This window comes from Nonomuraea sp. NPDC051941, from assembly GCF_044593615.1.
Map to the genome: position 1 here is coordinate 624,887 of NZ_JBIUCF010000001.1, position 24,510 is coordinate 649,396.

The 24,510-nt window shown below is 72.3% G+C and carries 21 protein-coding genes; 14 read left to right on the forward strand and 7 right to left on the reverse strand.

Translation table 11 applies throughout. From position 1 onward, the window contains the following. The first annotated feature begins 39 nt into the window (after positions 1–39). From ACIHFD_RS02900 to ACIHFD_RS02920, 5 genes are all read left to right on the forward strand, one after another. Complete coding sequence (locus tag ACIHFD_RS02900) at positions 40–1,533, forward strand: SWIM zinc finger family protein (RefSeq protein WP_397365286.1); 1,494 nt, start codon at positions 40–42, stop codon at positions 1,531–1,533. Next, entirely contained in the window at positions 1,530–2,984 is a 1,455-nt protein-coding gene (locus ACIHFD_RS02905; RefSeq protein ID WP_397365287.1) for a DUF5691 domain-containing protein, read from the forward strand. The genes ACIHFD_RS02900 and ACIHFD_RS02905 overlap by 4 nt, the downstream gene beginning before the upstream one ends. Next, a complete protein-coding gene (locus tag ACIHFD_RS02910) occupies positions 2,981–4,045 on the forward strand; it encodes an AAA family ATPase (protein WP_192786357.1) in 1,065 nt (354 codons plus the stop codon). The genes ACIHFD_RS02905 and ACIHFD_RS02910 overlap by 4 nt, the downstream gene beginning before the upstream one ends. Positions 4,046–4,112: 67 nt before the next feature. Continuing rightward, positions 4,113–6,380, forward strand: a complete 2,268-nt coding sequence (locus ACIHFD_RS02915; RefSeq protein ID WP_397365288.1) for a DUF5682 family protein — start codon at positions 4,113–4,115, stop codon at positions 6,378–6,380. Further along, complete coding sequence (locus ACIHFD_RS02920; protein WP_355194770.1) at positions 6,377–7,516, forward strand: VWA domain-containing protein; 1,140 nt, start codon at positions 6,377–6,379, stop codon at positions 7,514–7,516. Before ACIHFD_RS02915 ends, ACIHFD_RS02920 begins: the two co-directional genes overlap by 4 nt. Before the next feature lie 41 nt (positions 7,517–7,557). Here ACIHFD_RS02920 and ACIHFD_RS02925 read toward each other — a convergent pair whose 3' ends face one another. Further along, complete coding sequence (locus tag ACIHFD_RS02925) at positions 7,558–9,003, reverse strand: MFS transporter (RefSeq protein WP_363965558.1); 1,446 nt, start codon at positions 9,001–9,003, stop codon at positions 7,558–7,560. 96 nt (positions 9,004–9,099) lie between these two features. Here ACIHFD_RS02925 and ACIHFD_RS02930 point away from each other — a divergent pair, with 96 nt between their 5' ends. The 4 genes from ACIHFD_RS02930 to ACIHFD_RS02945 all read left to right on the forward strand — a co-directional run bounded on the left by ACIHFD_RS02930 (position 9,100) and on the right by ACIHFD_RS02945 (position 14,306). After that, positions 9,100–9,831 carry a TetR/AcrR family transcriptional regulator gene (locus tag ACIHFD_RS02930; RefSeq protein ID WP_397365289.1) on the forward strand — a complete coding sequence of 244 codons (732 nt, stop codon included), beginning with the start codon at positions 9,100–9,102 and terminating at the stop codon, positions 9,829–9,831. Positions 9,832–9,904: 73 nt separating this feature from the next. Continuing rightward, on the forward strand, positions 9,905–11,278 hold the full coding sequence (locus ACIHFD_RS02935) for an MFS transporter (RefSeq protein ID WP_397365290.1): 1,374 nt from the start codon (positions 9,905–9,907) through the stop codon (positions 11,276–11,278). 11 nt (positions 11,279–11,289) lie between these two features. Next, the gene (locus ACIHFD_RS02940) at positions 11,290–12,294 is read left to right on the forward strand and encodes an enolase C-terminal domain-like protein (RefSeq protein WP_397365291.1); all 1,005 of its coding nucleotides are present in this window, start codon (positions 11,290–11,292) and stop codon (positions 12,292–12,294) included. A gap of 23 nt (positions 12,295–12,317) precedes the next feature. Then, positions 12,318–14,306 carry a class I SAM-dependent methyltransferase gene (locus ACIHFD_RS02945; RefSeq protein ID WP_397365292.1) on the forward strand — a complete coding sequence of 663 codons (1,989 nt, stop codon included), beginning with the start codon at positions 12,318–12,320 and terminating at the stop codon, positions 14,304–14,306. On the opposite strand, the gene ACIHFD_RS02950 is transcribed toward ACIHFD_RS02945, so the two are convergent. After that, a complete protein-coding gene (locus ACIHFD_RS02950) occupies positions 14,307–14,510 on the reverse strand; it encodes a hypothetical protein (protein WP_355194782.1) in 204 nt (67 codons plus the stop codon). Between the two features lie 91 nt (positions 14,511–14,601). Beyond that, entirely contained in the window at positions 14,602–15,909 is a 1,308-nt protein-coding gene (locus ACIHFD_RS02955) for an MFS transporter (protein ID WP_397365293.1), read from the reverse strand. A gap of 129 nt (positions 15,910–16,038) precedes the next feature. Here ACIHFD_RS02955 and ACIHFD_RS02960 point away from each other — a divergent pair, with 129 nt between their 5' ends. Further along, the gene (locus ACIHFD_RS02960; protein WP_363965546.1) at positions 16,039–16,704 is read left to right on the forward strand and encodes a GntR family transcriptional regulator; all 666 of its coding nucleotides are present in this window, start codon (positions 16,039–16,041) and stop codon (positions 16,702–16,704) included. Between the two features lie 36 nt (positions 16,705–16,740). Here the strand turns inward: ACIHFD_RS02960 and ACIHFD_RS02965 are convergent, their stop codons facing one another. Both ACIHFD_RS02965 and ACIHFD_RS02970 read right to left on the reverse strand, forming a co-directional pair. Then, on the reverse strand, positions 16,741–17,220 hold the full coding sequence (locus tag ACIHFD_RS02965; protein WP_397365294.1) for a (2Fe-2S)-binding protein: 480 nt from the start codon (positions 17,218–17,220) through the stop codon (positions 16,741–16,743). Beyond that, positions 17,217–18,086, reverse strand: a complete 870-nt coding sequence (locus tag ACIHFD_RS02970; RefSeq protein ID WP_397365295.1) for an FAD binding domain-containing protein — start codon at positions 18,084–18,086, stop codon at positions 17,217–17,219. The genes ACIHFD_RS02965 and ACIHFD_RS02970 overlap by 4 nt, the downstream gene beginning before the upstream one ends. Positions 18,087–18,145: 59 nt before the next feature. Between ACIHFD_RS02970 and ACIHFD_RS02975 the strand changes: the two genes are divergently transcribed. Further along, positions 18,146–20,533: a molybdopterin cofactor-binding domain-containing protein gene (locus ACIHFD_RS02975; protein ID WP_397365296.1), complete on the forward strand. Its 2,388-nt coding sequence runs from the start codon at positions 18,146–18,148 to the stop codon at positions 20,531–20,533. 36 nt (positions 20,534–20,569) lie between these two features. Here the strand turns inward: ACIHFD_RS02975 and ACIHFD_RS02980 are convergent, their stop codons facing one another. Both ACIHFD_RS02980 and ACIHFD_RS02985 read right to left on the reverse strand, forming a co-directional pair. Next, on the reverse strand, positions 20,570–21,214 hold the full coding sequence (locus tag ACIHFD_RS02980) for a phosphotransferase family protein (protein WP_397365297.1): 645 nt from the start codon (positions 21,212–21,214) through the stop codon (positions 20,570–20,572). 71 nt (positions 21,215–21,285) lie between these two features. After that, positions 21,286–21,870 (reverse strand): dienelactone hydrolase family protein, encoded by a 585-nt coding sequence (locus ACIHFD_RS02985; protein WP_397365298.1) that lies wholly within the window; start codon positions 21,868–21,870, stop codon positions 21,286–21,288. Between the two features lie 119 nt (positions 21,871–21,989). On the opposite strand from ACIHFD_RS02985, the gene ACIHFD_RS02990 reads away from it, so the two are divergent. The 3 genes from ACIHFD_RS02990 (at position 21,990) to ACIHFD_RS03000 (ending at position 24,501) form a co-directional block, all read left to right on the forward strand. Continuing rightward, a complete protein-coding gene (locus ACIHFD_RS02990; protein WP_397365299.1) occupies positions 21,990–22,193 on the forward strand; it encodes a hypothetical protein in 204 nt (67 codons plus the stop codon). A gap of 224 nt (positions 22,194–22,417) precedes the next feature. Further along, positions 22,418–23,785 carry an alpha/beta fold hydrolase gene (locus tag ACIHFD_RS02995; protein ID WP_397365300.1) on the forward strand — a complete coding sequence of 456 codons (1,368 nt, stop codon included), beginning with the start codon at positions 22,418–22,420 and terminating at the stop codon, positions 23,783–23,785. After that, positions 23,782–24,501, forward strand: coding sequence for a hypothetical protein (locus ACIHFD_RS03000; protein ID WP_397365301.1), 720 nt, complete (start codon positions 23,782–23,784; stop codon positions 24,499–24,501). The genes ACIHFD_RS02995 and ACIHFD_RS03000 overlap by 4 nt, the downstream gene beginning before the upstream one ends. Positions 24,502–24,510: the final 9 nt, after the last annotated feature.

Genomic DNA, 24,510 nt, shown 5'->3' on the forward strand with positions numbered 1-24,510 from the left:
GGGCGCGAAATGTCGGTGGAGGTGGCTAGTCTGCGGCAGGTGATCGAACGGTGGAGCCGTGATCAGGTGCTCGCCCTGGCCCCGGACGCGGCGTCGCGGTCGGCCGCGCAGAAGGTCGCGGCGCCCGGGAAATGGTCGGCGTGCGGCACGACGGGCACGGTCGTGTACGGCGAGTGCGAGGGCAGCGGCGCCAGGCCCTACCTCGCCTGCGTCGATCTGACCGAGCCCGCCTACCGGTGCAGTTGCCCGAGCCGGAAGTTCCCGTGCAAGCACGCGCTCGGGCTGCTGCTCATGTGGGCGGCCGACGGGGTGCCCGTCGAGCAGGGCGCGCCGCAGTGGGTGACCGAGTGGGTGGAGGCGCGGGCCGAGCGCGCCGCCAAGGAAGCGGCCAAGATCGAGGAGGCGCGGGCGAAGAAGGCCGCCGAGGTGTCCTCGGGGGAGGCCGACGGTGGAGCTCCCGACGGTGGGGCGCACGGCGGTGGGGCGCACGGCGCCGGGCGGTCCGGTGGATCGTCGCGGTCGGGCGCGGAGTCCGTCCGCCACGGGCGCGTCGCCGCCGGGCTGAGCGAGCTGGAGCGGTGGCTCGACGACCAGGTGCGGCAGGGGCTGGCGGGGGCCGCCGAGCACGAATGGGAGGGGCTGGCCAAGCGGCTCATCGACGCCCAGGCGCCCGGCGTGGCGGGGGTCGTCTCCAGGCTGGTCCGGGTCCGGGCGGACGACGACTGGCCGGGGCGGCTGCTGGAGGAATACGCGCTGATCCACCTGCTCGCCGTCGCCTACCGCCGGCGGGCGGAGCTGCCCGGGGCGCTGGCCGAGACCGTGCTGAGCCGGGTCGGTTTTCCGGTCCCCAAGGAGGAGGTGCTGGCCGGGGCCGCGGTGCGCGATCAGTGGGACGTGCTGGGCCGGCGGGACGAGGAGCAGGACCGGCTGACCTCCCGGCGCGTCTGGCTGCGGGGGCGGCGCAGCGGGCGGGCGGCTCTGGTGCTCTCGTTCGCGCCGCAGGGGCAGCCGCTGGACGCCTCCCTGGTCACGGGGACGACGATCGAGGCCGATCTCACGTACTACCCGGGCGCCGCCCCCTTGCGCGCGCTGGTCGCCACCCGGCACGACCCCGGCGCGACCGACACCATGCGATACGGCCCCGGTGCGGGCGACGAAGCCCGATACGGCTCCGGCGTGGACGACGCGGCACGGTACGGCTCTCACGCGGACGATGGCGCCCGATATGGCTCCGGCGCGGGTGGCGCGGTCGCGGGGACGCCGCCCGGGGTGTCGCCGGAGCAGGCGCTCGACGAGGTGGCCGGGGTGCTGGGCGAGGATCCCTGGACCGAGTCGTGGCCGCTCGTGCTGGCCGGGGTGGTCCCGGGGCGCGACTCGATCGGCGGCCTGCCGCTGCATCGCGCGGCCCGCGACCCGTGGCGGCTGATCGCCGTCTCCGGAGGGCGTCCGGTCACGGTGGCCGTCGAATGGACGCCGCGCGGGCTGCGGCCCCTGACCACCTGGGACGACGAAGGAACGGCGGTGATCCTGTGACCGGCTGGGAGGAGCTGGCCTCGACGGCGCTCGTGGGGACCGATCGCAGGCCGTACCAGGGCGATCTGCTCGATGCCGCCGCTGTGGAAGTGGCGCGGCGAAGGGCTGGCCGCAAGACCAGCGCGGCCGAGCAACGGGAGCAGACGGCCGGCGCGGCTGAGCAGCGGGAACAGGTGCCCAGCAGAGCCGAGCAGCGGGAGCAGGCGGTCGGGCAGAGGGACGGGTCTTCCGCAGCGTCCCCCGAAACCCAGGCTGCCCCTGCCGAGGAGCGGGTGGCTGTGGGGAGGCGGGCGGCGGAGCGGCTGGTGCGGATCATGGGTGGCGAGCACGAGCGGCTGCTGCCCGAATGGCTGGCCGCGGCCGCCGCCACCGGCCGGAGGGTGCCGCCGTACGTGCTGCCCGAGCTCCTGGAGAAAGGACGGCGGGATCGCTCGATCCGGGTGCACCTGGGGGTCCTGGCCGGGCAGCGGGGCCGGTGGCTGGCCGGGCTCAATCCCGCCTGGGACTACCTCCTCGAGGAGCCGACCGGGGAGACGTGGGAGCTGGGCGGCGCCGCGGATCGGCGGGCGCACCTGCGCACGCTCAGGACGGCCGATCCCGAGCAGGCCAGGCGGCTGCTGGAGAGCACGTGGGAGCGCGAGACGCCCGACGACCGGGCCGAGTTCGTGGAGGTGCTGGCCGACGGGCTGAGCATGGAGGACGAGCCGTTCCTGGAGAGCGCGCTCGACGACCGCCGCCGGGAGGTGCGTCAGGCCGCCGCCAACCTCCTCACCCGCCTGTCCGGTTCGCGCATGTCCCAGCGCATGGCCGGAAGGGCGCGGGCCTGCGTGACCATCTCCCGGAAGGTCATCGCCGTCGACGCCCCCCACGACTGCGACAAGGCCATGGAACGCGACGGCATCCGTCCCAAACCGCCCAGGGGCATCGGCGAGCGGGCCTGGTGGCTGCAGCAGATCCTCGCCCGAGCCCCGCTGTCGATCTGGGGTCACCCGCCCGCGGCGCTGCTCACGATGAAGATCCCCGACTGGGACGCCGAGGTGAAGGCCGCCTGGGTGCGCGCCGCCGTGCTGCAGAAGGATCCGGAGTGGGCGCGGGCCATGTTCGGCTGGGACCCGATCGCCGACCTCCTGGAGTCCCTGCCGCCCGACGAGCAGCAGGAACTTGCCGCCGATTTCGTGAAAAAGCATGATCTGGACAGTCAGTTGATCATGGTGTTGGGCGGAGTGTCGTCCCACTGGCGCGAGGGCCTGGCCACGGCCGTCCTCCGCAAGATCGTGAAGGTGGCCACCACGCAGCCGTGGAACCTCGGCGAGCTGGTCAAGCTGGCCGGCGAGCGCATCGACCCGGCCCTGTTCCCGCTGGCGCTGAGCTACTCGCCCGTGGAGTCCGTCCAGCAGGTGGCCGCCCTGCTGCGTTTCCGTGCCGACATGTACAAGGAGCTTCACCCATGACTGTTCTGCGTCCGCACGCGGAAGACCAGTACGCCGAGGAGCTGGCCTTCCTGGCCAAGGACGACGACCGGCCCAGGCCGCCCGGCTGGAAGCTCTCCCCATGGGCCGTGACCACGTACATCCTGGGCGACGGAGACCGCATCACCCCCAAATACGTGGGCGCGCGCCGCATCGTCGAGGTGGCCGTCGCCACGCTGGCCACCGACCGCGCGCTGCTGCTGCTCGGCGTGCCCGGCACCGCGAAGACCTGGCTGTCCGAACACCTGGCCGCCGCCATCAGCGGCGACTCCACGCTGCTCGTGCAGGGCACCGCGGGCACCGCCGAGGAGGCCATCCGCTACGGCTGGAACTACGCCAGGCTGCTGGCCGAGGGCCCCTCGATCGAGGCGCTGACCCCGTCGCCCGTGATGCGCGCGATGGCCGAGGGCCGGGTCGCCCGCGTCGAGGAGCTCACCCGCATGCCGTCCGACGTGCAGGACGCCCTGATCACCGTGCTGTCGGAGAAGACGCTGCCGATCCCCGAGCTCAACCGCGAGGTCCAGGCCGAGCGCGGCTTCAACGTGATCGCCACGGCCAACGACCGCGACCGGGGCGTCAACGAGCTGTCCAGCGCCCTGCGCCGCCGGTTCAACACGGTCGTGCTGCCGGTCCCGGCCACCGCCGAGGAGGAGGTCGACATCGTCGCGCGCCGCGTCACCCAGCTCGGCCGCGCCCTGGAGCTGCCGGAGACGACGACCGGGCTGGCCGAGATCCGGCGGGTGGTGACGGTGTTCCGCGAGCTGCGCACGGGCGTCACCGAGGACGGGCGCACCAAGGTCAAGTCGCCCAGCGGCACCCTGTCCACGGCCGAGGCCATCTCGGTGCTCACCAGCGGCATCGCCCTGGCGGCCCACTTCGGCGACGGCGTGCTGCGGCCCTCCGACGTGGCGGCCGGGATCGTGGGAGCCGTGGTCCAGGAGCCGGTCTCCGACCGGGTGGTGTGGCGCGAATACCTCGAGACGGTGGTGCGCGAGCGTTCCGACTGGCGCGACTTCTACCGCGCCTGCCGCGAGGTGTCATGAGCGAGCGCAGCGAGCGACCCGTTGGACACAGTCGCGAAGTGCGCATGCGGCCGACGAAGGAGGACGCATGAGCGCCCTCCCGGTTCCCGGCGGCGCGGGCGGGCCGATCGTCTCGGTGCTCGGCGTGCGGCACCACGGGCCGGGCTCCGCGCGGGCCGTGCGGCAGGAGCTCGAACGCCTGCGCCCCGATGCCATCCTCATCGAGGGCCCGCCCGAGGCCGACCCGCTCGTCACGCTCGCGCCCGAGCTGGAGCCGCCCGTCGCGCTGCTGGCCCACGTGCCGGGGGCGCCGGCGCGCGCCGCGTTCTGGCCGTTCGCCGCGTTCTCGCCCGAATGGCAGGCCATCCTGTACGGCGCCGCGGCCGGCGTCCCGGTGCGCTTCTGCGACCTCCCTGCGGCCCATTCGCTGGCCGAGGACGAAGATCGGGGCCAGACCGAGGATGGGGACCGGGGCGAGACCGGGGACGACGACCGGGGCGAAACGTCCGGCCTGCGGGCCGACCCCATCGGCTCGCTCGCCGCGGCCGCCGGATACGACGACCCCGAACGCTGGTGGGAGGACGTCGTCGAGCACCGCGGCGACACGCCCTTCGAGGTGATCGCCGAGGCCATGGCCGCCGTACGCGAGGGCTACGAGCCGGACGAGCGGGAGGCCAGGCGCGAGGCGTACATGCGCAAGACCCTCCGCGCGGCCCTCAAGGAGGGTCACGGGCGGATCGCGGTGATCTGCGGGGCCTGGCACGTCCCGGCGCTGACCGGCCCGCTCCCGCCCGCCGCCAGGGACAACGCCGTCCTGCGCGGGCTGCCCAAGGTGAAGGCCGAGCTGACGTGGGTGCCGTGGACGTACGGGCGGCTGGCCTCGTGGAGCGGCTACGGCGCGGGGATCACCTCGCCCGGCTGGTACCACCACCTGTTCGGCGCGCCCGACCGGCCCGTGGAGCGGTGGCTGGCCGAGGCCGCCGCGGTGCTGCGCGACGAAGGGCTGGCCGTGTCGTCCGCGCACGTCATCGAGTCCGTACGCCTCGCGCACACCCTGGCCACCCTGCGCGGCAGGCCCCTGGCCGGGCTCGGCGAGGTCACCGAGGCGGCCAGGGCCGTGCTGTGCGAGGGCGACGACCTGGCCGTCGAGCTGATCCAGCGGCGCATGGTCGTCGGCGACCGGCTCGGTCAGGTCACCGACGGCACCCCGATGGTGCCGCTCCAGCGGGACCTGCGCGATCAGCAGCGGCGGCTGCGGCTCAGGCCGGAGGCGCTCGACCGAGAGATCGACCTCGACCTGCGCAAGCCGCTCGACCTCGACCGCAGCCACCTGCTCCACCGGCTCGGGCTGCTCGGCGTCGACTGGGGCGCGCTGGGCGAGTCGCGCGGGAAGGGCACGTTCAGGGAGACGTGGACGCTGCGGTGGCGGCCCGAGCACGACCTGGCGCTCATCGAGCAGGCCGCGCTGGGCACCACCGTGGCCGGGGCGGCGGCGCAGCGGGCCAGGGACCTGGCCGCGACGGCCCGGACGGCCCTGGCGGACCTGACCTCGCTGGTCGAGCAGTGCCTGCTGGCCGACCTGCCGCAGGCGCTGCCCGAGGTGCTGGCGGCGCTGTCGGCCAGGGCGGCGCTGGACACCGACGTGACGGACCTGATGGCGGCGCTGCCCGCGATGGTGCGCGCCCACCGCTACGGCGACGTGCGCGGCACCTCGGCCGAGGGGCTGGCGGTGATCGTCCGTTCGATGCTGGAGCGGATCTGTGTCGGGCTGCCGGTCGCGGTGACGGGGCTGGACGAGGACGCGGCGGCCGGCCTGCTCAAACACGTGGACGCCGTACACGCTGCCGTCGCGCTCCTCGAGACGGACGACACCGGCGATGAGGTGTCGCCGCGGAGCCGGTGGCTGGTCACCCTGCGGGGCGTCAGCGACCGGCAGGACCTGCACGGGCTCATCGAGGGGCGGCTCACCAGGATCCTGCTGGACGCGGGGGAGCTCGACGACGCGGGCGACCGCATGGCCAGGGCGATGTCCAGGGGGCAGGTCCCGGTCAGGGCGGCGGCGTGGGTCGAGGGGTTCCTGGCGGGCGGCGGGCTGCTGCTGGTGCACGATCCGCGGCTGCTGAGCCTGGTGGACGGGTGGCTCACGGGGCTGTCCGGCGATCAGTTCACCGACGTGCTGCCGCTGCTGCGCCGTACGTTCGGCGGGTTCGCCGCGCCCGAGCGCAGGGCGATCGGGGAGCGCGTCCGCTCGGCCGGGAGCGGCGCGCGGGAAGGGCAGCGGCAGGACGTGGACGAGCGGCGCGCGGCGGCGGCCGTGGCGACCGTGCTCGCGATCCTCGGAAAGGACGACGGATGACCGACGACGAGCGCCTGCGCAGGTGGCGGCTGGTGCTGGGCGGCGGCGACGCCGACGGCACCGGGCTCGGGCTGGAGGGCCTGGACGCGCGGATGGACGCCGCGCTGTCGGCCGTCTACGACCAGGGCGGCAGGGAGGGCGGGCTCGGCGCATCCGCGCCCCGGGTGGCCCGCTGGCTCGGCGACATCCGCTCGTACTTCCCCTCCACGGTCGTCCAGGTCATGCAGAAGGACGCCATCGAGAAGCTCAACCTCACCAGGCTCCTCCTGGAGCCCGAGATGCTGGAGGCGGTCGAGCCGGACGTGCACCTCGTCGGCACGCTGCTCGCGCTCAACCGCGTCATGCCCGACCAGGCCCGCGAGTCGGCCAGGGCCGTGGTGCGCAAGGTGGTGGACGAGCTCGAACGCAGGCTGGCCCAGAAGACCAGGGCCGCCGTGACCGGCGCGCTCGACCGTTCGGCCAGGACACATCGCCCCAAACGGGTGGCCGACATCGACTGGGATCGGACGATCAGGGCCAATCTCAAGAACTACCTGCCGGAGAAGAACACCGTCGTCCCCTCGCGGCTCGTCGGCTACGCCCGCAGGCAGCGGTCGGTGCAGCGCGAGGTGGTGCTCTGCATCGACCAGAGCGGGTCGATGGCGGCCTCGGTGGTCTATTCGAGCGTGTTCGGGGCGGTGCTGGCCTCGACGCGGTCGCTCAAGACGTCCCTGGTGGTGTTCGACACGGCGGTGGTGGACCTCACCGACCAGCTGCACGATCCGGTGGAGCTGCTGTTCGGCACCCAGCTCGGGGGCGGCACCGACATCAACCGGGCCATCGCCTACTGCCAGGGCCTCATCACGCGCCCCACCGATTCGATCTTCATCCTGATCAGCGATCTCTACGAGGGCGGCGTCAGGGAGGAGATGCTGCGCCGGGTGGCCGCGATGACGCAGGCCGGCGTCCAGGTGATCGTGCTGCTGGCGCTCTCCGACGAGGGCGCGCCGTTCTACGACCACGAGAACGCCGCCGCGCTGGCCGCGATGGGCGTGCCCGCCTTCGCGTGCACGCCCGACGCCTTCCCCGACCTGATGGCGGCCGCGATCGAGCGGCGCGACATCGCGCAGTGGGCCGAGCGTCACCTCGCGGTGTGAGCCGTCAAGCGGCCGGTTCACCGTGCGCCCCGCCACGGGCGTCAGTGGCCGGACTCGCCCGGCCTGGCCTTGCGGGGCAGTAGGTAGGACAGGGCGAACGTCAGGACCAGCAGCCCGACCTCGACCCACACGGTGACCTGCATCGACGAGCCGAAGCTCCACTGGCGCGCCAGCAGGTTGAAGAACAGCGTCCCCAGCACGGCGGTGCCGAGCGCGCCGCCGAGCTGCTGGATCGCGGTCAGGGTGCCGGAGGCCGACCCCGACTCGTGCGGCTCGACGCCGGCCAGCACGATGTCGAAGAACGGCGCCATGGTCAGGCCCATCCCGATGCCGACGAAGGCGAGGCTGGGAGCGAGCTGCCAGCCGCTGACGTCGACTCCGGCCAGGTGGATGGTCAGGGCGAGCGCGGCCGCGCCCGCGGCCATGACGGCGGTGCCGATCTGCAGCAGGCCGCGGCCCAGCTTCTCCTGCAGGCCGGACATCGCCAGCCCGAAGCCGACGACGCCGCCGAGCGCCTGCGGCAGCCCGGTGAGACCGGCCTCGAGCGGCGTGAAGCCGAGGCCGAGCTGGGTGTAGAGGTTGAAGACGAGGCCGAGGCCCATCATGCCGGAGAAGAAGGCCAGGCCGGCGACCAGACCGCCGGTGAAGGCGCGCTTGCGGAAGAGCCCGGGCGTGACCAGCGGGTCCTTGCCGGACCTGGCGCGGCGGGACTCGTACCGGGCGAAGATCGCGAACATCACGATCGAGGCCGCCATGGACACGAACGTCCACACGGGCCAGCCCAGCTCGCGGCCCTGGATGAGCGGGTAGATCAGCAGGAACGAGGCCAGGGAGACGAGGAAGACGCCGACGAGGTCGAGCCTGGTGGCGTTCGAGAGACGGTACTCGGGCAGGAAACGCATGCCGGCCAGGGCGGCGGCCAGGCCGAGCGGCAGGTTGATCAGGAAGATCATGCGCCAGCCCGTGCCGAAGAAGTCGGCGTCGACCAGCCAGCCGGCCAGCACGGGACCGCCCACGGACGAGATCGTCATGACCGGGCCGAACATGCCGAAAGCCTTGCCCAGGTCCTGCGGCGGGAACATCTCCTTGATCAGCCCCAGGCCCTGCGGGAGCATGACGGCCCCGAACAGGCCCTGCAGCACCCGGCTCCCGATCAGCATCTCCGGGCTCATCGCGACCCCGCACAGCAGCGAGGCGGCGGTGAAGCCCAGCGCGCCGATCACGAACATGCGCTTCCTGCCGAACAGGTCGCCGAGGCGCCCGCCGGTGATCAGGCCGACGGCCATGGCCAGGGTGTATCCGGCGCCGAGCCACTGCACGATGCTGTCGCTGCCGCCCAGCTCCTTCTGGATCGTGGGGGCGGCGATCGTGGTGACGAGCGCGTCGAGCAGATCCATGACCTCGGCGGCCAGGATCACGAACAGTGCGACCCAGCGCCAGCGGTAGGGCTGGGTCTCGGTCGTCGCCGCTGAGGCGGTGACTGTCATGGGGGGCTCCTTAAAACGGTGTTCTATTAACGAACGCTGTTCGCTTCGAACACTGTTTTAGTGGCGAACACCGTTCGTGTCAAGTACAGTGTTCGTATGGCAACCGAGGACGTCCCGCTTCCCCCGTGGCGCAAGTCGCGCAAGCCGGCCCAGCTCAGGCGGCAGCTCAGCCAGGACCTGATCGTCGAGGCCGGGCTGCGGATCGTCGACGCCGAAGGGTTCGACGCGCTGAGCATGAGACGCGTGGCCCAGGAGTTCGACACGGGCCCCGCCTCCCTCTATGCGCACGTGGCGAACAAGGACGAGCTGCTGGAGCTGATCTACAACCGGGTGCTCGGCGAGATCCGGCTGCCCGAGCGCGATCCGGGCCGCTGGAAGGAGCAGCTGCGGGAGTACATGCTGGAGGTGCACCGGGTGCTGTCGAAGCACAGCGACCTGGCCCGGGTGGCGCTGGCCAACATCCCCACGGGGGAGAACTCGATCCGCATGGGCGAGTTCGTCTTCGGGCTGCTGATCGAGGCCGGCATGTCGCCGAGGGACGCGTCCCTGTCGATGGACCGCATCTCCCTGTACATCGTCGGCGACGCGTACGAGGGCTCCGTCCACTTCGCCAGGATGCGCGCGGCCGGCATGACCGACCCGCAGGAGTACTTCGAGTCCTTCATCGGCCAGATCGCCGGCTACTACCGGGCGCTGCCGGCGGCGCGGTTCCCGCACATCACCAAGTTCGTGGACGACCTGGTCGCCGACGACGGCGAGCAGCGCTTCCGGTACGGTCTCGAGCTGCTCCTCGACGGCATCGAGGCCCGGATGCCCCGCACGCCCTAGGCCCAATTGCCGAGGGCGGCCTAGGACCCCCGCCGGAGGTGCTGACGTGGGGGTCAGCCATACCTTGCCCGGTATGACGATGACGGTTGAGAGATCCGCGGCGGGCGTGGTGTCGCCGCAGTACCGGGCGATCAGCATCGGGCTGGTCGCGCTGGTCATGCTGGTGGCCTTCGAGGCGATGGCGGTGGCCACGGCGATGCCCGTGGTGGCCCGCGAGCTGGGCGGGATGCACCTGTACAACCTGGCCTTCAGCGCCACCCTGGCGGCCAGCGTGATCGCGACGGTCCTGGGCGGGCGGTGGAGCGACGTGCGCGGGCCGCTGCAGCCGATCGCGGCCGGCGTGGCGGGCTTCGTGGCCGGGCTGCTGCTGGCCGGGTTCGCGCCGAACATGGAGGTGTTCGTCGCGGGCCGGTTCGTGCAGGGCCTCGGGGCGGGATTGATCCAGGTATCGCTGTACGTGCTGGTCGCCCGGGTCTATCCGGGAGCCATGCATCCCAAGGTGTTCGCCCTGTTCTCGGCGGCCTGGGTGGTGCCGTCCATGGTCGGCCCGGCCATCGCCGGGTTCGTGGCGCAGAACATCGACTGGCGGTGGATCTTCATCGGCGTCTCCTTGATCGTCATCCCGTCGGCGCTGCTGCTCTGGCGCGGCACCGCGGGGCGTGAGGTGAGCGACGGCATCGCCGCGCCCGCCCCCGGCCTCGGCCGCAAGCTCGTCTGGGCCACGCTGACCGCCGTGGCCGCCGCCCTGATCCAGTACGGCAGCGCGCTCGGGCTCGCCGGCCTGCCCCTGCTCCTCGCCGGGATCGTCCTGCTGGCCGTGGCCCTGCCCAGGCTGCTGCTGCCCGGCTCGCTCAGGGCCGCCCCCGGCCTGCCGACCGCGCCCGTGCTGCGCGGCCTGGCCTTCGGCTCGCTGACGGCCGCCGAGGTGCTGATCCCGCTCATGCTGATCAACGAGCGCGGCCTGACCCCCACCGGCGCGGGCCTCGTGCTCACCGTCGGCGCCCTGGGCTGGTCCACCGGCTCCTGGATCAAGGGCCGCGGCACGATCAGCCACCTGACCGCCATCCGCGGTGGCGCCGCCATGATCACCGTCGGCATCGCGCTGGTGACGCTCGTGCTCATCGACTCCCTGCCGCTCGCGCTCGCGTTCGTGGCCATGGCGATCGCCGGGCTCGGCATCGGCGCGCTGCACCCGACGGTGTCCGTACTGGTGCTGGAGATGTCCAAGGAGGGCGAGGAGGGCCAGAACAGCGCGGCGGTCGGCGTGGGCGAGTCGGTCTTCACCGTGGTGGCCGTCGCGATCAGCGGCGCCCTGTTCACCGCCACCGCCGAGAACTACGCGATCGGCCTGTCCTTCACCGCCGTGCTCGCGGCCGTGGCCTTTCTGCTGGCCCCCCGTTTTGCCCAGTCCCGTACAGCAGGCACTATGGAGGGAGCCGCGTCATAAAAGGGGGATACATGCCGCGAGTGCGGGAGCTTGAGGTCTTCCGGCTTGTCCTGCCGTTCGGCAGGAAGTCGGAGACCCTGCTCGTGAAACTCACCGACCACGGCGGCATGACCGGCTGGGGCGAGTCGATCGCCCCCCAGCCGAAGACGTGGTCCAGGCTGGAGGAGACGCTGGCCGCCCTGCTCATCGGCGTCGACTGGGAGCACCCCGACACGGTGTCGAGCGGCGACCCGGCGGTCGACATGGCCTGCTGGGACCTGTGGACCAGGATGCGCGGGGTGCCGCTCGCCGAGGCGATCGGCGGCACCCGCACCTCGCTCATGGCCACCGTCCGGCTGGCCCCCGACCCGTCCGTGGAGAGCCTCGTGGCCCGGGTCAACCAGCAGATCTGCGCCGGGTACGGCCACGTCACGCTGGACATCAGGCCCGGCTGGGACGTCGAGCCCGTGCGGGCGGTGCGCCAGACGTACCCCGCGCTGACCCTGGCCGTCGACTGCGGCAACGCCTACACCGACCTCGGCCAGCTCGTCGCCCTCGACTCCTACGGGCTGGAGGTCATCGAGCGGCCCTTCGCCGTCGGCGACGTCTACGCGCACGCCTCGCTCCAGGACCAGATCTCCGCCTCGGTCGCGGTCGAGGTCGCCTCCACCGCCCAGCTGGACGACTACCTGACCGTGCGGGCCGCCAGGGTGCTGCTGCTGCGGCCGAACGCGTTCCCCTCGCTGACGGAGGCGCGCCGGGCGCACGACCGGGCCGCGGCGGCGGGCCTGGACATCCAGTGCGCGGGCGGCCAGGGCGCGGGGCTGGCCAGGGCGGCGACGGTGGCGGTCGCGAGCCTGCCGGGCTGCACGCTGCCGTGCGACGTGACGCAGCCGCCGCGCCAGAACCAGATCGTCACGCCGATCGTGGGCGCCAACGCCGGCGTCATCGCGGTCCCGCTCACCCAGTCGGGGCTGGGGCACGACATCGACGAGGCACGGGTGCGAAGGCTGGCGAAGGACACTTTCCACGCGTAAGGGTCCTACCCGATCATTAGGCCGTGCGACTGACGCGGTGGCGGATGTTATGGATCCTGCTGACAAAGAATTTCCTGTCGTGCTTCCTTCCTGAATGGGCGAAGCTCCTCATCGGCCTGGCGGCGATCCTCGGCGCCGGCGTCGCGGGCACGCTCCTCAGCCTGGCGGACGGAAGCATCGTGGGAGTGCTCCTCGTGAGCCTCGGTCTCGGGGCCTGCGCGGTCGCCTTCGCCACGGACCGATGGCGGCGCCGGTTCCGGTGGCGCTGTCCCGCGCTGCCGCTGGACGACCAGCCGCGGCTGCGCGAGCTGGTCGCGGACGCGGCGCGGCTCGCGGGCTTCGACGCCGTGCCCGACGTGCACGTGTCCGCCTGGGCCGAGGTGCGGGCGAGTCGGACCAGGCGGGGCAAGCCGATCCTGCTGGTGGGGCTGCCGTTGCTGCTGGCGGCGGATGAGGCGGAGCTGCACACGCTCATGGTCGGGGAACTGCTCGCCGCCAGGCGGTGGAGCTGGCACGAGCGCTGGGCCGTCCACCTGTTCGTGGCACACCATCCGGACTGGTCCTGGCTGGGTGAGGAGACCGTGTCGCTGCGAGAGGCGCTCTGGGCCGAGACCCGCTCCATCGTAGGGAGCGAGCGCTTCGCCGCCGGTATGCGGGCCGAGCGGCTGCTGTCAGGCGCCTTCGGCTGGCACACGACCCGTTACGTCGCGCCGTTCTCGGGCAGCGGCGGCGCCGCGGACGTCTACGAGAGCTTCCTGTGGAAGATCCAGAGGGACGGGCTGCTGACCCGCGTCCGGCCCGCGCCCGCTCTTCCCGGCATGGCTGAGGTGATCGACTGGGACACCGCTCAGCCGATCGGCGACGGGGTGGCGCTCATGCCGGTGCCTTCGGGCGTGATGGCGACGGTGCCCCCCAAGCTGGCCACCAGGCTCGGGAAGGTCGTCTCGCACAAGCTGATCGGCCGGGGCGGGTTCGCGCTGGGCATGAGGCCGTTCCGCATGGCGGACCTCCCCGTGGAGGCCTGGGCGCGGGTCGGCGCGCACCAGCGCGAGGTCGTGCTCGAGGCGGCGGCCAAGCTGCTCGGCCGTCAGGCCACCAACCTGGACGTCGTCGAGCTCGTCGTCGCCGGGCGCGCAAATGAGCTTGAATGGTGGCATAAGGAGCAGCCCTGCCCGCATCCCACACCGGGCGTCTGCGTGCTGCTCCCGCTGTTCGACGTGGCGCTGCGGCGCAAGGGATATGTGCACGAGCACACCTTCGCCCAGCGCGAGCTGGTCGGTCCCCTCGGGGACCGGGTCGGCCTGGTGGAACTGGCCGCCAAGGCGGAGCGTGGCGAGCCGTACGGGATCTTGCTGGGAGGACTGATGACGGGACGGGACGCGGACGCCGATGCCAGCAGGCTGGCCGCCGAGTCGCTCGCGCACGGCGACCCGACCGGCTGGTTCGAGCGGCTCTACGCCGAGTCGGCCAGTGGTGACGCGATCGTGCCGTGGGACTCGCGGTCCCCGCACTTCCTGCTGACGGAGTGGGCCCACCCCGGCCACGGGCGGGCGCTGGTCGTGGGCGCGGGGCTGGGTGACGACGCCGAGCATCTGGCGGGCCTCGGCTACGAGACGGTGGCGTTCGACGTGAGCGAGTCGGCCGTCCGGCTCGCCCAGGAGCGCTTCCCCGGGAGCGAGGTGCGTTACCAGGTCGCCGACCTGCTGGCGCCGCCCCCGGAGTGGCGGCACGCGTTCGACCTGGTGGTCGAGATCATGACCGTGCAGGCCCTGCCGGAGCCTCTGCACGGCAGGGCCATCGCCGCGGTCGCGGAGTTCGTCCGGCCCGGCGGCACGCTGCTGGTGATCGCGTCGGGCCGGGAGGAGGGCGGGCCGGTGTTCGCGCCGCCGTGGCCGCTGACCCCGTCCGAGATCGGGGCCTTCGCGACCGGCGGGCTGGAGAGCGGGAAGGTCGAGGACCTGCGTGACGGCGAGCGTCACCGCTGGCGGGCGGCCTTCCACCGGCCCGCGTGATCAGACGAGGTTGCCCAGGGGGTCGCTCAGGATGGCGTTCAGCGTCGAGACGTAGCCGTTCGCCAGGGCGAGGGAGTTGACGATGCGCTGGCTGACGGTGGGGTACCCGCCGCTCGGGATGAGGCTGGCCGAGCCTAGGGTGACGGCCGAGCCGAGAGCGGTGAACAGGGCGGCGGTGGCGAGCAGGTGAGCGCGTCGGCGCATGCGGACCTCCTGAGTGATGGTTCGAACATCGCTCAGGAGATCACGGCAGGTCGGGGGAGGGCCGCGCCGCCACAGGGGCAAGAGCGGATCTTTACGGTTCGGGCCGCGGCGGAAGACCGATGGGCTCGACCCGCTTCAGGATCACCGCGTACGTGAAGGCGCCCAGCAGGGCCACGCACGAGATCACCGTCAGGGGGACGGCGAAGGACGACGTCCTGTCCGCCAGGAAGCCGACCATGATGGGGCTGATGATGCCGGCGAAGTTCGAGGCGAAGTTCTGGATGCCGCCGATCGAGGCCACGTACCGGTCGGCCGGGGCGACGTCGGCGGGCAGCGCCCAGATGTTGGAGGCGGCGAACGTCGAGCCGGCGTAGGCGACCGAGAGCAGGGCCAGCGCCATCCACGCCTCCGGCACCCAGACCGCGACGCCGATCACCGTCGAGACCAGGAACCCGCCCGCGATGAACGTCTTCCTGACCCGCGTGAGCGAGTCGCCCCTGGCGATGCGGCGGTCGGACAGCCAGCCGCCCAGCCACTCGGCGCCGATCGCCACCAGGCCGGGCAGCGCGCCGAACAGGCCGAGCTTCAGCAGGCTGAAGTCGCGCTCCTCCACCAGATAGGTCGGGAAGAACGTGAGGAAGAAGTAGACGACCATGTTGAGGCAGAAGAAGCCCAGCATCATCGCCCAGATCGTGCGGTAGCGGAACAGGTCGCGCCAGCGCATCCTGGCCGCGTCCCCGTCGTCGTCGCCCTCGAAGCGGGCCCCGCCCTCGCGCAGGTACGCCAGCTCCTCCTCCGTGATCTTCGGGTGGTCCTGCGGATCCCGATACGTCCGCCACCATCCGACGGCCCACGCCAGCCCGATCACCCCGATGATCGCGAACGTCCACCGCCACCCCAGCCACGCGATCAGCCCCGTGACCACCGGCAGCGCGATGACGCCTCCGACGCGCGAGCCGGAGTCCCAGATCCCGGTGGCCAGCGCCCGCTCGTGCCGGGGGAACCACCGGGCCACGACCTTGGCGCTGGTCGTGGCGGCCGGGCTCTCGCCGATGCCGAGCAGCAGCCGTACGCCGAACAGCGCCGCGAAGCTGCCGGCCAGCGCCGTCAGCGAGGTGAACAGCGACCACCACACGGAGGCGAACGTGAACGTCCTGCGCGGGCCGTACCGGTCCACGAACCAGCCGGCGGCGAGCTGGAAGAAGTCGTACGACCAGAAGAAGGCCGCCAGGATCATGCCCTCCTCGGTCTTGGAGAGCTTGAACGTCTCGCCCATGAACGGCAGGGCCACACCCAGGCTCGCGCGGTCCAGGTAGTTGATGACGAGTCCGGCGAAGACGTAGCTGATCATGTACCAGCGCAATCGGCCGCGGACAGTGGTTCGGAGGGTTGTGGCCATCGCGATCCTCAGTAATATTTCCTATTGGATATTTCCGCTATGTTGCATACATCGCACGATGCCCGTCAAGACCCGTCAAGAACTCGGACCGGAGCGTGAAGGTTGGCCAGTGAGCTCGAAAAGCGCCTGATGGGCCGCGTGCCGGCGGCCCGGCGGAGCGTTCTCACCGAGGACGTCCACGAGCGCGTCAAGGGCCTGATCATGAACGGCGACCTGGAGCCCGGCGTCCGCGTCAACATCTACGCCCTCGCCAGGCTGCTCGAGGTCTCCCAGACGCCGGTGCGCGAGGTGCTGTCCGCGCTGGAGTCCGAGGGTCTGCTGACCAAGGAGGCGCTGCGCGGCTACTCCGTGGCGCCCCTGCTCACGCCCGGCCAGATCGCCGACCTCTACCAGCTCAGGCTGCTCCTGGAGCCGTGGGCGGCCGGGCGCGCGGCCGAGCTGGTGACGGCCGAGGCGGGGGAGCGCGTGCGGGCCGAGCTGGCCAGCGTCCCGAAGGCGCCCCAGGGCACCAGGTACGAGGACTACCACGGCCTGGCCGACCACGACGCCCGCTTCCACGACCTGATCGCCGAGCTCTCGGGCAGCGGCGCGTTGCGGGAGTCCCTCCGGCGTACCCACGGCCACCTGCACCTGTTCCGCATCGAGTACGCGGGCCGGCGCGACGGCGACCCCACGCTGGCCGAGCACGCCCGCATCGCCGAGGCCGTCGTGGCGGGCAGGGCGGAGGCCGCCTCCGAGGCCATGCGGGCCCACCTCGCCGCCGCCCGCGACCGTTTCCTCCAGATGGGACCCTGACCTGACCTGGTGCGCGTGGCGGCCTCGGTGGTGGCTTCAGCCGCCGTTCGCGCGCATGCTCTTCGCCGCGCGGGCGGCGGCGCGGCGGATGCCCGCGTACCCCGTGCAGCGGCACAGGTTGGAGGCCAGCACCGCGTCGAGCCGCCGCTCGTCCCGGTCCAGCTCCGGCTCCTCGGCCAGCGCGCCCGCGAGCAGCATGAGGAAGCCGGGGGTGCAGAAGCCGCACTGCAGCGCGTGCTCGGCCGCGAACGCCTCCTGCAGCGGGTGCAGCTCGTCGCCGTCGGCCAGCCCCTCGACGGTGCGGATGTCGGTGCCCTCCACCTGTACGGCCAAGGTCAGGCAGGAGCGGATGGCCGTGCCGTCCACCAGCACGGTGCACGAGCCGCACACCCCGTGCTCGCACCCCAACGTGGTCCCGGTGAGGCCCAGCCGGTCGCGCAGCGCGTCCGCCAGGCTGGTCCGCGGCTCCACGTCGATCTGGTGGGTCCGGCCGTTGACCGTGAGGCGGACGTTCATGGGGTCCCCGCGTGGTGGACGGCTCGGGCGAGGCAGCGCCGTACGAGCGTGGACAGCGTGTGCCTGAGGTAGGCCACCGGCGCGTGCGGCGCTCCGGGCGGGTCCGCCTCGGCGGCGGCCAGCGCTCCGGCCTCCGCGAACAGCTCCTGCTCCGGCCGCTCGCCCGTCATCAGCCGCTCGGCCCCGACGGCGCGGAGGGGGACGTCCGCCGCGTTCGCGAGCCCGATGCGGACCCACGCGACGCGGCCCTCGGCCAGCCGCAGCATCACCAGGGCCGCGGCCAGCGCGAAGCCGCTGTGGGTGCGGCGGTGCTCGGTGAAGGCCGCGACGGCCCCGGCCGGCGGGCGCGGCAGCAGGACGCCGGTGACCAGCTCCTCCGGCAGGCAGGCGGTCACGAACGCGCCGCGGAACCATGAGCCGGCGGGCACCGTACGCGGTCCCGCGGGGCCGTTCACCTCGATCCCGGCGTCCATGGCCATGGCCAGCGCGCACCACTCCGACGCCGGATGCGCCCAGGCCAGGCTGCCCGCGAAGGTGCCGCGGGCGCGGATGGGCGGGTGGCCGACGTACGGCGCCACCTGGCGGAACAGCTCGGCCAGCGGGTCGTCGAACCGGGCGCGCTCCAGCTGGGCGTGCCGGACCAGCGCGCCGACGTGCACGGAGCCGTTCTCGACCGTGACCTGCGAGAGCCCGGGGATGCGGTTGACGTCCACCACCAGGGCCGGGCGCGTGGTCCGGTAGCGCAGCTCGATGAGCAGGCTCTGGCCGCCGGCCAGCACGCGGCTCTCCGGCCCGTGCTCGGCCAGCACGGCCACCGCCTCCGGTACGGAGGCAGGCGCGACGTAGTCGAATTGTGCCGGTTTCATGTCCCCCATCCCGGGCATCCGATATCGACGTTGGTACCGAAAGCGGGGGTGTCCAAACATTGCGGTACATCGGGATGCCGCTCGCGCGGCGGGAGGATCGCGACCTGGTCACCGGACGGGCGCGCCGGGTCGCCGATCTGGAGATCCCGGGCACGCTGGAGCTCGCGTTCGCCCGCGGCCCGGTGCCGCACGCGGTGATCCGCGGGGTCGACGTCGCCGCCGCGCTCAAGGAGGAGGGGGTGGCGGGCGCGTGGTCGGCTGCCGACCTGCCGTACCTCGCCGCCCGGGCGGTGCCCGGCGAGGAGGGCATGCCGCCATGGCCGCTGCTCGCCACGGGTCGCGTCCGCTATCCGGGGGAGGCGCTCGCGGTGGTCGCGGCCGGCACGCGCGCCCAGGCTGAGGACGGCGCCGAAGCCGTCCGGCTGAACCTCGAGCTCCTGCCCTTCACCCGCACCGGCGCCCCCGGCGATCCTTTGGCGGCGGAGGCGCCCCGGCTGTTCGACGACCGCGACAACCTGGCCGCCGAACGCACCTTCGGCCGCCCGGCCGACGACGTGTTCGCCACCGCCCCGGTCGTCGTCGAAGCCGCCTACCGCGAGCAGCTCCTGCTCCCCACATCCCTGGAGCCACGGGCGATCCTGGTGGACCCGGGACGCGCGGACCGCCTCACCGTGTGGGTCTCCCACCAGGCCCAGCACCGGCTGCGCGACGCGCTCGCCGCGGCGCTCGGGTACGACCGGGAGCGGATCCGGGTGATCGTCCCTGCCACCGGCGGGGCGTTCGGCGCCAAGAGCCAGACCTACCCGGAGTATCTGGTCGCCGCCCTGCTCGCCGTCCACCTCGGCCGCCCGGTCCGCTGGTGCGAGGACCGCGCCGAGGCCATGCTGGCGGGCCCGCGCGGCCGTGGCCAGCATCAGCGGGTACGGCTGGCGGCCGACGAGGACGGCACCTTCCTCGCGTACGAACTGCTCATCGACGCCGACATCGGCGCGTACCCGCACATCGGCGCCTTCGTCCCCATGATGACCGGAGCGATGAGCACCGGCGCCTATCGCACGCCCCGGGTGCACACGCGCGTCAGGTGCGTGCTCACCAACACCGCCCCGACGACCTCCTACCGCGGCGCCGGCCGCCCCGAGGCCGCCTACGCCCTCGAACGCACCGTGGACCGGCTCGCCCGCCGGCTCGGCCTGGACCCTGCCGAGCTGCGCCGCCGCAACTTCATCCGCCCCGACCAGTACCCGTACCTGACGCCGACCGGCCGCACCTACGACTCGGGCGACCACACCGCCGCCCTCGACCGGGCCCTGGCCGCCGTCGGCTACGACGAGGTCCGCGCCGAGCAGGCCCGCCGCCGCGAGGACGGCGGACGGCCGCTCGGGGTGGGGATCGCCACGTACGTCGAACGCTCGGGAGGACCGCCGGACAGCGACGAGTTCGGGAGCGTGGAGGCGTGCCCGGACGGGACGTTCATCGCCCGCGTCGGATCGACGTCCACCGGTCAGGGCCATTTCACCGCGTTCGCCCAGGTGGTGGCCTCGGTCCTGGACGTGGAGGTGGGCCGGGTCCGCGTCGTCGAGGGCGACACCGGCGAGGTCCCCTACGGCTTCGCCACCTTCGGCAGCCGGTCCATGCAGGTGGGCGGCGCGGCCCTGTGGTGCGCCGCCGAAGCCCTCGTGGCCGCCGCCCGCCGCCGCTGCGCCGAACTCCTGGGGGTGGGGGAGGAGGACGTCTCGTACAACGCGGGCCGCCTGATGGTGGGCGGCGACCCCCACACCGGCCTCCAGAGCGACACCGAGGAGGGCCCAGCGCCCCTCGCCGAGCCCGGCCCCCTCCCGGGCCCGCCCGTCGCCGAGCCCGGCCCTCTCCCGCGCCTACCCACCGGCGAGACGGCGGGCCTGCCCAACGTCGAGGTCGGCCCCCTTCCCGGGCTGCCCATCGGCGAACTGGTCGCCCGCACCGGCCCCCTGCGCGCCGACGAGATCGTCGCCCCACCCCAGGCCTTCCCGTACGGCGCCCACGTCGCCGTGGTCGAGGTGGACCCTGACCTGGGCACCGTCCACGTACGCCAGTTGGTGGCCGTGGACGACTACGGGGTGGTCGTCAACCCCATGATCGTCACCGGCCAGGGCCACGGCTCCATCGCCCAGGGCCTCGGCCAGGCCCTCTACGAGCAGGCGGTCATCGGCGAGGACGGCCTGCCCTACGCCTCGACCCTCCTGGACTACCTCCTGCCCACCGCCGCCGACATGCCCCCGGTCACCCTCCTGGAGACCGTCACCCCCAACCCCAACACCCCCTTGGGCGCCAAGGGCGCGGGGGAGGCCGGCTGCATCGGCATCCCCCCGGCCATCGTCAACGCCGTCTGCGACGCCCTCGACATCGACCACATCGACATGCCCCTGACCCCCGCCGCGGTATGGGCGGCCACCACCGAAACCCGGTAGGCGAGCCGGAACCACCCGCGTGGTTCGCCGACGCGTCTAGGGCGTGGCGAGTGCCGCTTCGATATCGGGGACGCGCTCGTGCAGCCACTCCCCGCCGCACTCGTACTCCCACATGAGAGCCAGCAGCGTGTAGAGCAGCCGGTGGTTCGCCAGGTGCGACGGCGCGTCGTCCGGAATGCCCGCGGGGAAGTACGCCTCGAGCATCGCGCGCTGCAAGCCGGGCTCGCGGAAGTCCATCCTCGCCAGGTCCAGCCATGGGCCGGCCGCACCGCAGTCCGCCCAGTCGATGATCCCCTCGACCCGGGACCCGGCCGACAGGACATGCCGCGGGTGGAAATCACCGTGCACGTACACGCAGGGCTGATCCCACCGACGTTCGTCCAGGAGGAGATCCCGGCATCGAGCATGGAGCGTCGGGGTCAGGATTCCGGCATCGGCGACAGGGCCGAGCCGATCCGCCAGCCCCGCGACCTGATCAGCCCATGTTGCCGCACCGGCGCATGGTGGCGAGCCGGACGCCTCCTTGAAAAAGCCCGCACCCCGCACAGGAAGTGAGTGCACGGCCCGCAGCACCGCGGCGACCGTGTTGGCCGCGAACCCGGACAGCGGCTCATACCCCGTCACGTGTTGGGACAGCAGGCACTCGATCGCCTCTGCGTCGATGCGCTCGGCATCGCTCACCACTGTCGGAGTCCGCAGGTCACAAGATTCGCGCGGACCGAACACCGCCCGTCCAGAAGTGCGTCCGCTCGTCACGCGACGGATCGCAAGAAGGCCAGCGTGCGGGAAAGCAGCAGCGCGGCGGCGTCCGGGTCGTAGGAGGGCAGCGTGCGGTCGGCGAAGTAGTGCTGGTCGCCGGGATAGAGGAACAGCCGACCTTGCCCGGCCGACTCGACCACCTCCCGAGCGAAACCGATGTCGCCCTCGCCGACGAAGACGGGATCGGCATCCATGCCATGCACCTGGACCGGCACGCCGTCCGGCCAGGCGTCGCCGAACTCCGAGAGCGGTGCACAGGCGTAGTACAGCAGCGCGCCCCGCGCGCCCGATCGTGTCTGCGCCAGCTTCTGCGCACAGAGCACACCGACCGAGAAGCCGGCGTAGACCAGGTCGGAGGGCAGGTTCTCGACCCCTTGGGTACCACGCTCGATCACCGCACCGAAGCCGAACTGCTGGACGTAACCCATCCCCTCCTCGATGCTGCCGAACGTGTGGCCCTCGAAGAGGTCGGGGGTGTGGACGATGTGCCCGGCCTGGCGGAGTTCATCGGCGAACGCGGTGATGCCCGGAGTGAGCCCCAAAATGTGATGGAACAGAACAACGGTTGCCATATCCATGCAGCATATTCGGAGGTCCTCGCCCGCTGTTGTGGGAATGCGCTGGTCTGGCTGACGGTTATCGAGTCCACGCTGATGGTTTTCGCATTTCCCGCGCTGCTCGTGGCGCTGACGGGCAAGTGGCCTGGACGCCGGTTCACCCAGACCGTGATCGCGTTTTCGAGAAGATGCCCTCGGGTGGCCTGGAGCTGCCGTCCATCTGGCTCGGCTTCGCGCTCATGGCCGCCGCCTATGCCCTGCGCCGAGCCGCCTGCCAAGAAGAGGAGATGAGCATCACAGTGATCGAGCCCATGTCGACAGTCAGCGACACCACTTCACCATGATGAGGCAAGGATTGCCCGGCCACAGGTCGTCCGTCTCCTCCAGCGGCGCGGGCTCATCCATGTTCGGAGGATCGCATCCGAACTTCTACCGATGCGGGTCGATTTTCGGGATGCGCCGCGCCGACCTCCGTTGAGCCGCAGCGCTCATAGTCAACTTTGGTGAACAGCCATCGATGACTTTCGCGGGCAGACCCCGGCCACCGGCGACTCCTAACGTTCTGCGCATGCTCAACACACTCATGGCGCTTGCCGTCCTCACGACGCCGGTCAGCGTCGCGACGCCGCAGCCGTCCCTGCCGTGGAGCTCCTGCCCGGTCGCGAACGCGCCCGAGCTCCAGTGCGCGGACCTGTCCGTCGCCCTGTCGCCCAAGAGCGACCGCACGATCACCCTGAAGGTGGCCCGCCTGCCCGCCACCGGCGCGAAGAAGGGGTCCGTGCTGGTCAACTTCGGCGGCCCCCAGGGGTACCAGATCGCGTTGCTGGGCTCGCGTACGCAGATCTTCGACAAGATCCGTACGTCGATGGACGTCGTGACCTGGGACCCGCGCGGTTATCCCGGACTCAGCGGCGCGGTGCTCCAGTGCGACTGGGGCTTCGTGCGCACCCCGGCGTTCCCCGCCGACCAGGCCGGGTTCGACCAGCTCGTCGCGGCGAACAAGGCCAGGGGCGACAAGTGCCGTACCACCGACCCCGAGCTCTTCGACCACATGGACGCGGCCTCCGACGCCCGCGACGCCGACGCCATCCGCAAGGCGCTCGGCGAGGACAAGATGAACTTCCTCGGGCTGTCGTACGGCAGCACGATCGCGCAGTCCTACGCCCGGCTGTTCCCGCAGCGCGTACGCACGATGTACCTCGACGGCGCCGGCAACCACAGCCTGCATGACTGGGACCGGGAACTCGACTCGATCGCCCGCGACAACGAGCGCTTCATGGACCGGTTCTTCGCCTGGGCGCCCGCGGGGACGGAGAAGCGCTGGCGGGCGCTGATCGCCAAGGCGGACCGCGAGCCGATCCCCGCCCCGAAAGCCGACGCCCGCTACGACGGCACGCAGTTGCGCTCGCTCGCGTTCCTCAAGCTCCGGCCCGGCCCCACCCGATGGGGTGACGTCGTGGCGGCCATCACGGCGGCCGAGGCCGGCGACGCGTCAGGCTTCGCGCTGTCGAGCCGCCAGCCGTATCCGGGCCTGTCCGGCGGCGGGGTCAAGGAGTGCCTGGACTTCCCGCGCCCGGCCACCCAGCGGGACGTCGCGCGCACGGTCAAGCGGCTGCGCGCCATCGCGCCCAATACCGGCGCCGCTTTCCCCTTGGCCTGGCACCTGCCGCTCACCTGCGCCGGCTGGCCGACCCTGGTGACCAACCCGCCCACGCCGATGCCCCGTACGCTGCCGCCGCTCCTGGGCGCGGGCACCTGGCAGGACTACGGGTCCACCCGCCGAGTGGTCGAGCAGATCCCCGGCAGCCGCACCATCGAACACGACGGCCCCGGCCACAACCTCTTCGGCGCGATGGCCAACCCCTGCGTCATCGACCTCGTCAGCAAGTACGTCACCGAACGCCGGCTGCCGTCCCGGGGGACCACGTGCCCGTGAAGCGACGCAAAGGGAGACGCTGGTGGATCGCGGGCACCGCCGTCGCGGTCCTCCTCACCGCCGCCGTGGTGGTGACGGCGATCGCCTTCCCGTCCGTCGCGGCCACCACCTGCCCCGGCTGTTACGGCCTGGAACGGCTCCAGCCCGGCGTGTACGCCGAACCCGGCCTGCCGCCGGACCGGCGCCGGCACGTGAGCGAGGTCGTCGAGCAGGCGAACCAGCGGGTACGTGACTACTTCGGCGGACGGAAGAGCGCTCCGGACCTTCTCGTGTGCCTGTCCGACGACTGCTACCGCAGGATCGGCGGCGGCCGCGAACGCGGCATCGCCGTGCTCAACCGGTCGGTGATGCTGTCCCCGCGCGGGGTCGATCCCGTGATCGCCTCGCACGAGATGACCCACGTGGAGCTGCACGCCCGTCTCAACGGTGCCGACGTTCCGCAGTGGTTCGACGAGGGTCTCGCCGTCCTGGTCAGCGACGACGCCCGCTACCTCGCGCCGACCGGCGACCGGTGCCTGGCCGACTCCCGTCAGCCCCTCCCGGTCACGCTGGACGAGTGGCTGCGGGCGGCATCGGCGGATCCCCAGATGTACGCCAAGGCCGCCTGCCAGGTGAGTCGCTGGGCGGGAACGAACGGCGGGAAGGAGGCCGTACGAACTCTCGTCGAACGGCTGTCAGCCGGACAGGCCTTCCCCGACCTCCGGATACCGGCCTGACGAGCGCCT

Excerpts from the sequence above, each read along its gene's own strand:
- ACIHFD_RS02910 (WP_192786357.1), top strand. The coding sequence starts at position 2,981 with ATGACTGTTCTGCGTCCGCACGCGGAAGACCAGTACGCCGAGGAGCTG.
- ACIHFD_RS02915 (WP_397365288.1), top strand. The coding sequence starts at position 4,113 with ATGAGCGCCCTCCCGGTTCCCGGCGGCGCGGGCGGGCCGATCGTCTCG.
- ACIHFD_RS02920 (WP_355194770.1), top strand. The coding sequence starts at position 6,377 with ATGACCGACGACGAGCGCCTGCGCAGGTGGCGGCTGGTGCTGGGCGGC.
- ACIHFD_RS02925 (WP_363965558.1), bottom strand. The coding sequence starts at position 9,003 with ATGACAGTCACCGCCTCAGCGGCGACGACCGAGACCCAGCCCTACCGC.
- ACIHFD_RS02930 (WP_397365289.1), top strand. The coding sequence starts at position 9,100 with ATGGCAACCGAGGACGTCCCGCTTCCCCCGTGGCGCAAGTCGCGCAAG.
- ACIHFD_RS02935 (WP_397365290.1), top strand. The coding sequence starts at position 9,905 with ATGACGATGACGGTTGAGAGATCCGCGGCGGGCGTGGTGTCGCCGCAG.
- ACIHFD_RS02940 (WP_397365291.1), top strand. The coding sequence starts at position 11,290 with ATGCCGCGAGTGCGGGAGCTTGAGGTCTTCCGGCTTGTCCTGCCGTTC.
- ACIHFD_RS02950 (WP_355194782.1), bottom strand. The coding sequence starts at position 14,510 with ATGCGCCGACGCGCTCACCTGCTCGCCACCGCCGCCCTGTTCACCGCT.
- ACIHFD_RS02955 (WP_397365293.1), bottom strand. The coding sequence starts at position 15,909 with ATGGCCACAACCCTCCGAACCACTGTCCGCGGCCGATTGCGCTGGTAC.
- ACIHFD_RS02960 (WP_363965546.1), top strand. The coding sequence starts at position 16,039 with ATGGGCCGCGTGCCGGCGGCCCGGCGGAGCGTTCTCACCGAGGACGTC.
- ACIHFD_RS02965 (WP_397365294.1), bottom strand. The coding sequence starts at position 17,220 with ATGAACGTCCGCCTCACGGTCAACGGCCGGACCCACCAGATCGACGTG.
- ACIHFD_RS02970 (WP_397365295.1), bottom strand. The coding sequence starts at position 18,086 with ATGAAACCGGCACAATTCGACTACGTCGCGCCTGCCTCCGTACCGGAG.
- ACIHFD_RS02985 (WP_397365298.1), bottom strand. The coding sequence starts at position 21,870 with ATGGATATGGCAACCGTTGTTCTGTTCCATCACATTTTGGGGCTCACT.
- ACIHFD_RS02995 (WP_397365300.1), top strand. The coding sequence starts at position 22,418 with ATGCTCAACACACTCATGGCGCTTGCCGTCCTCACGACGCCGGTCAGC.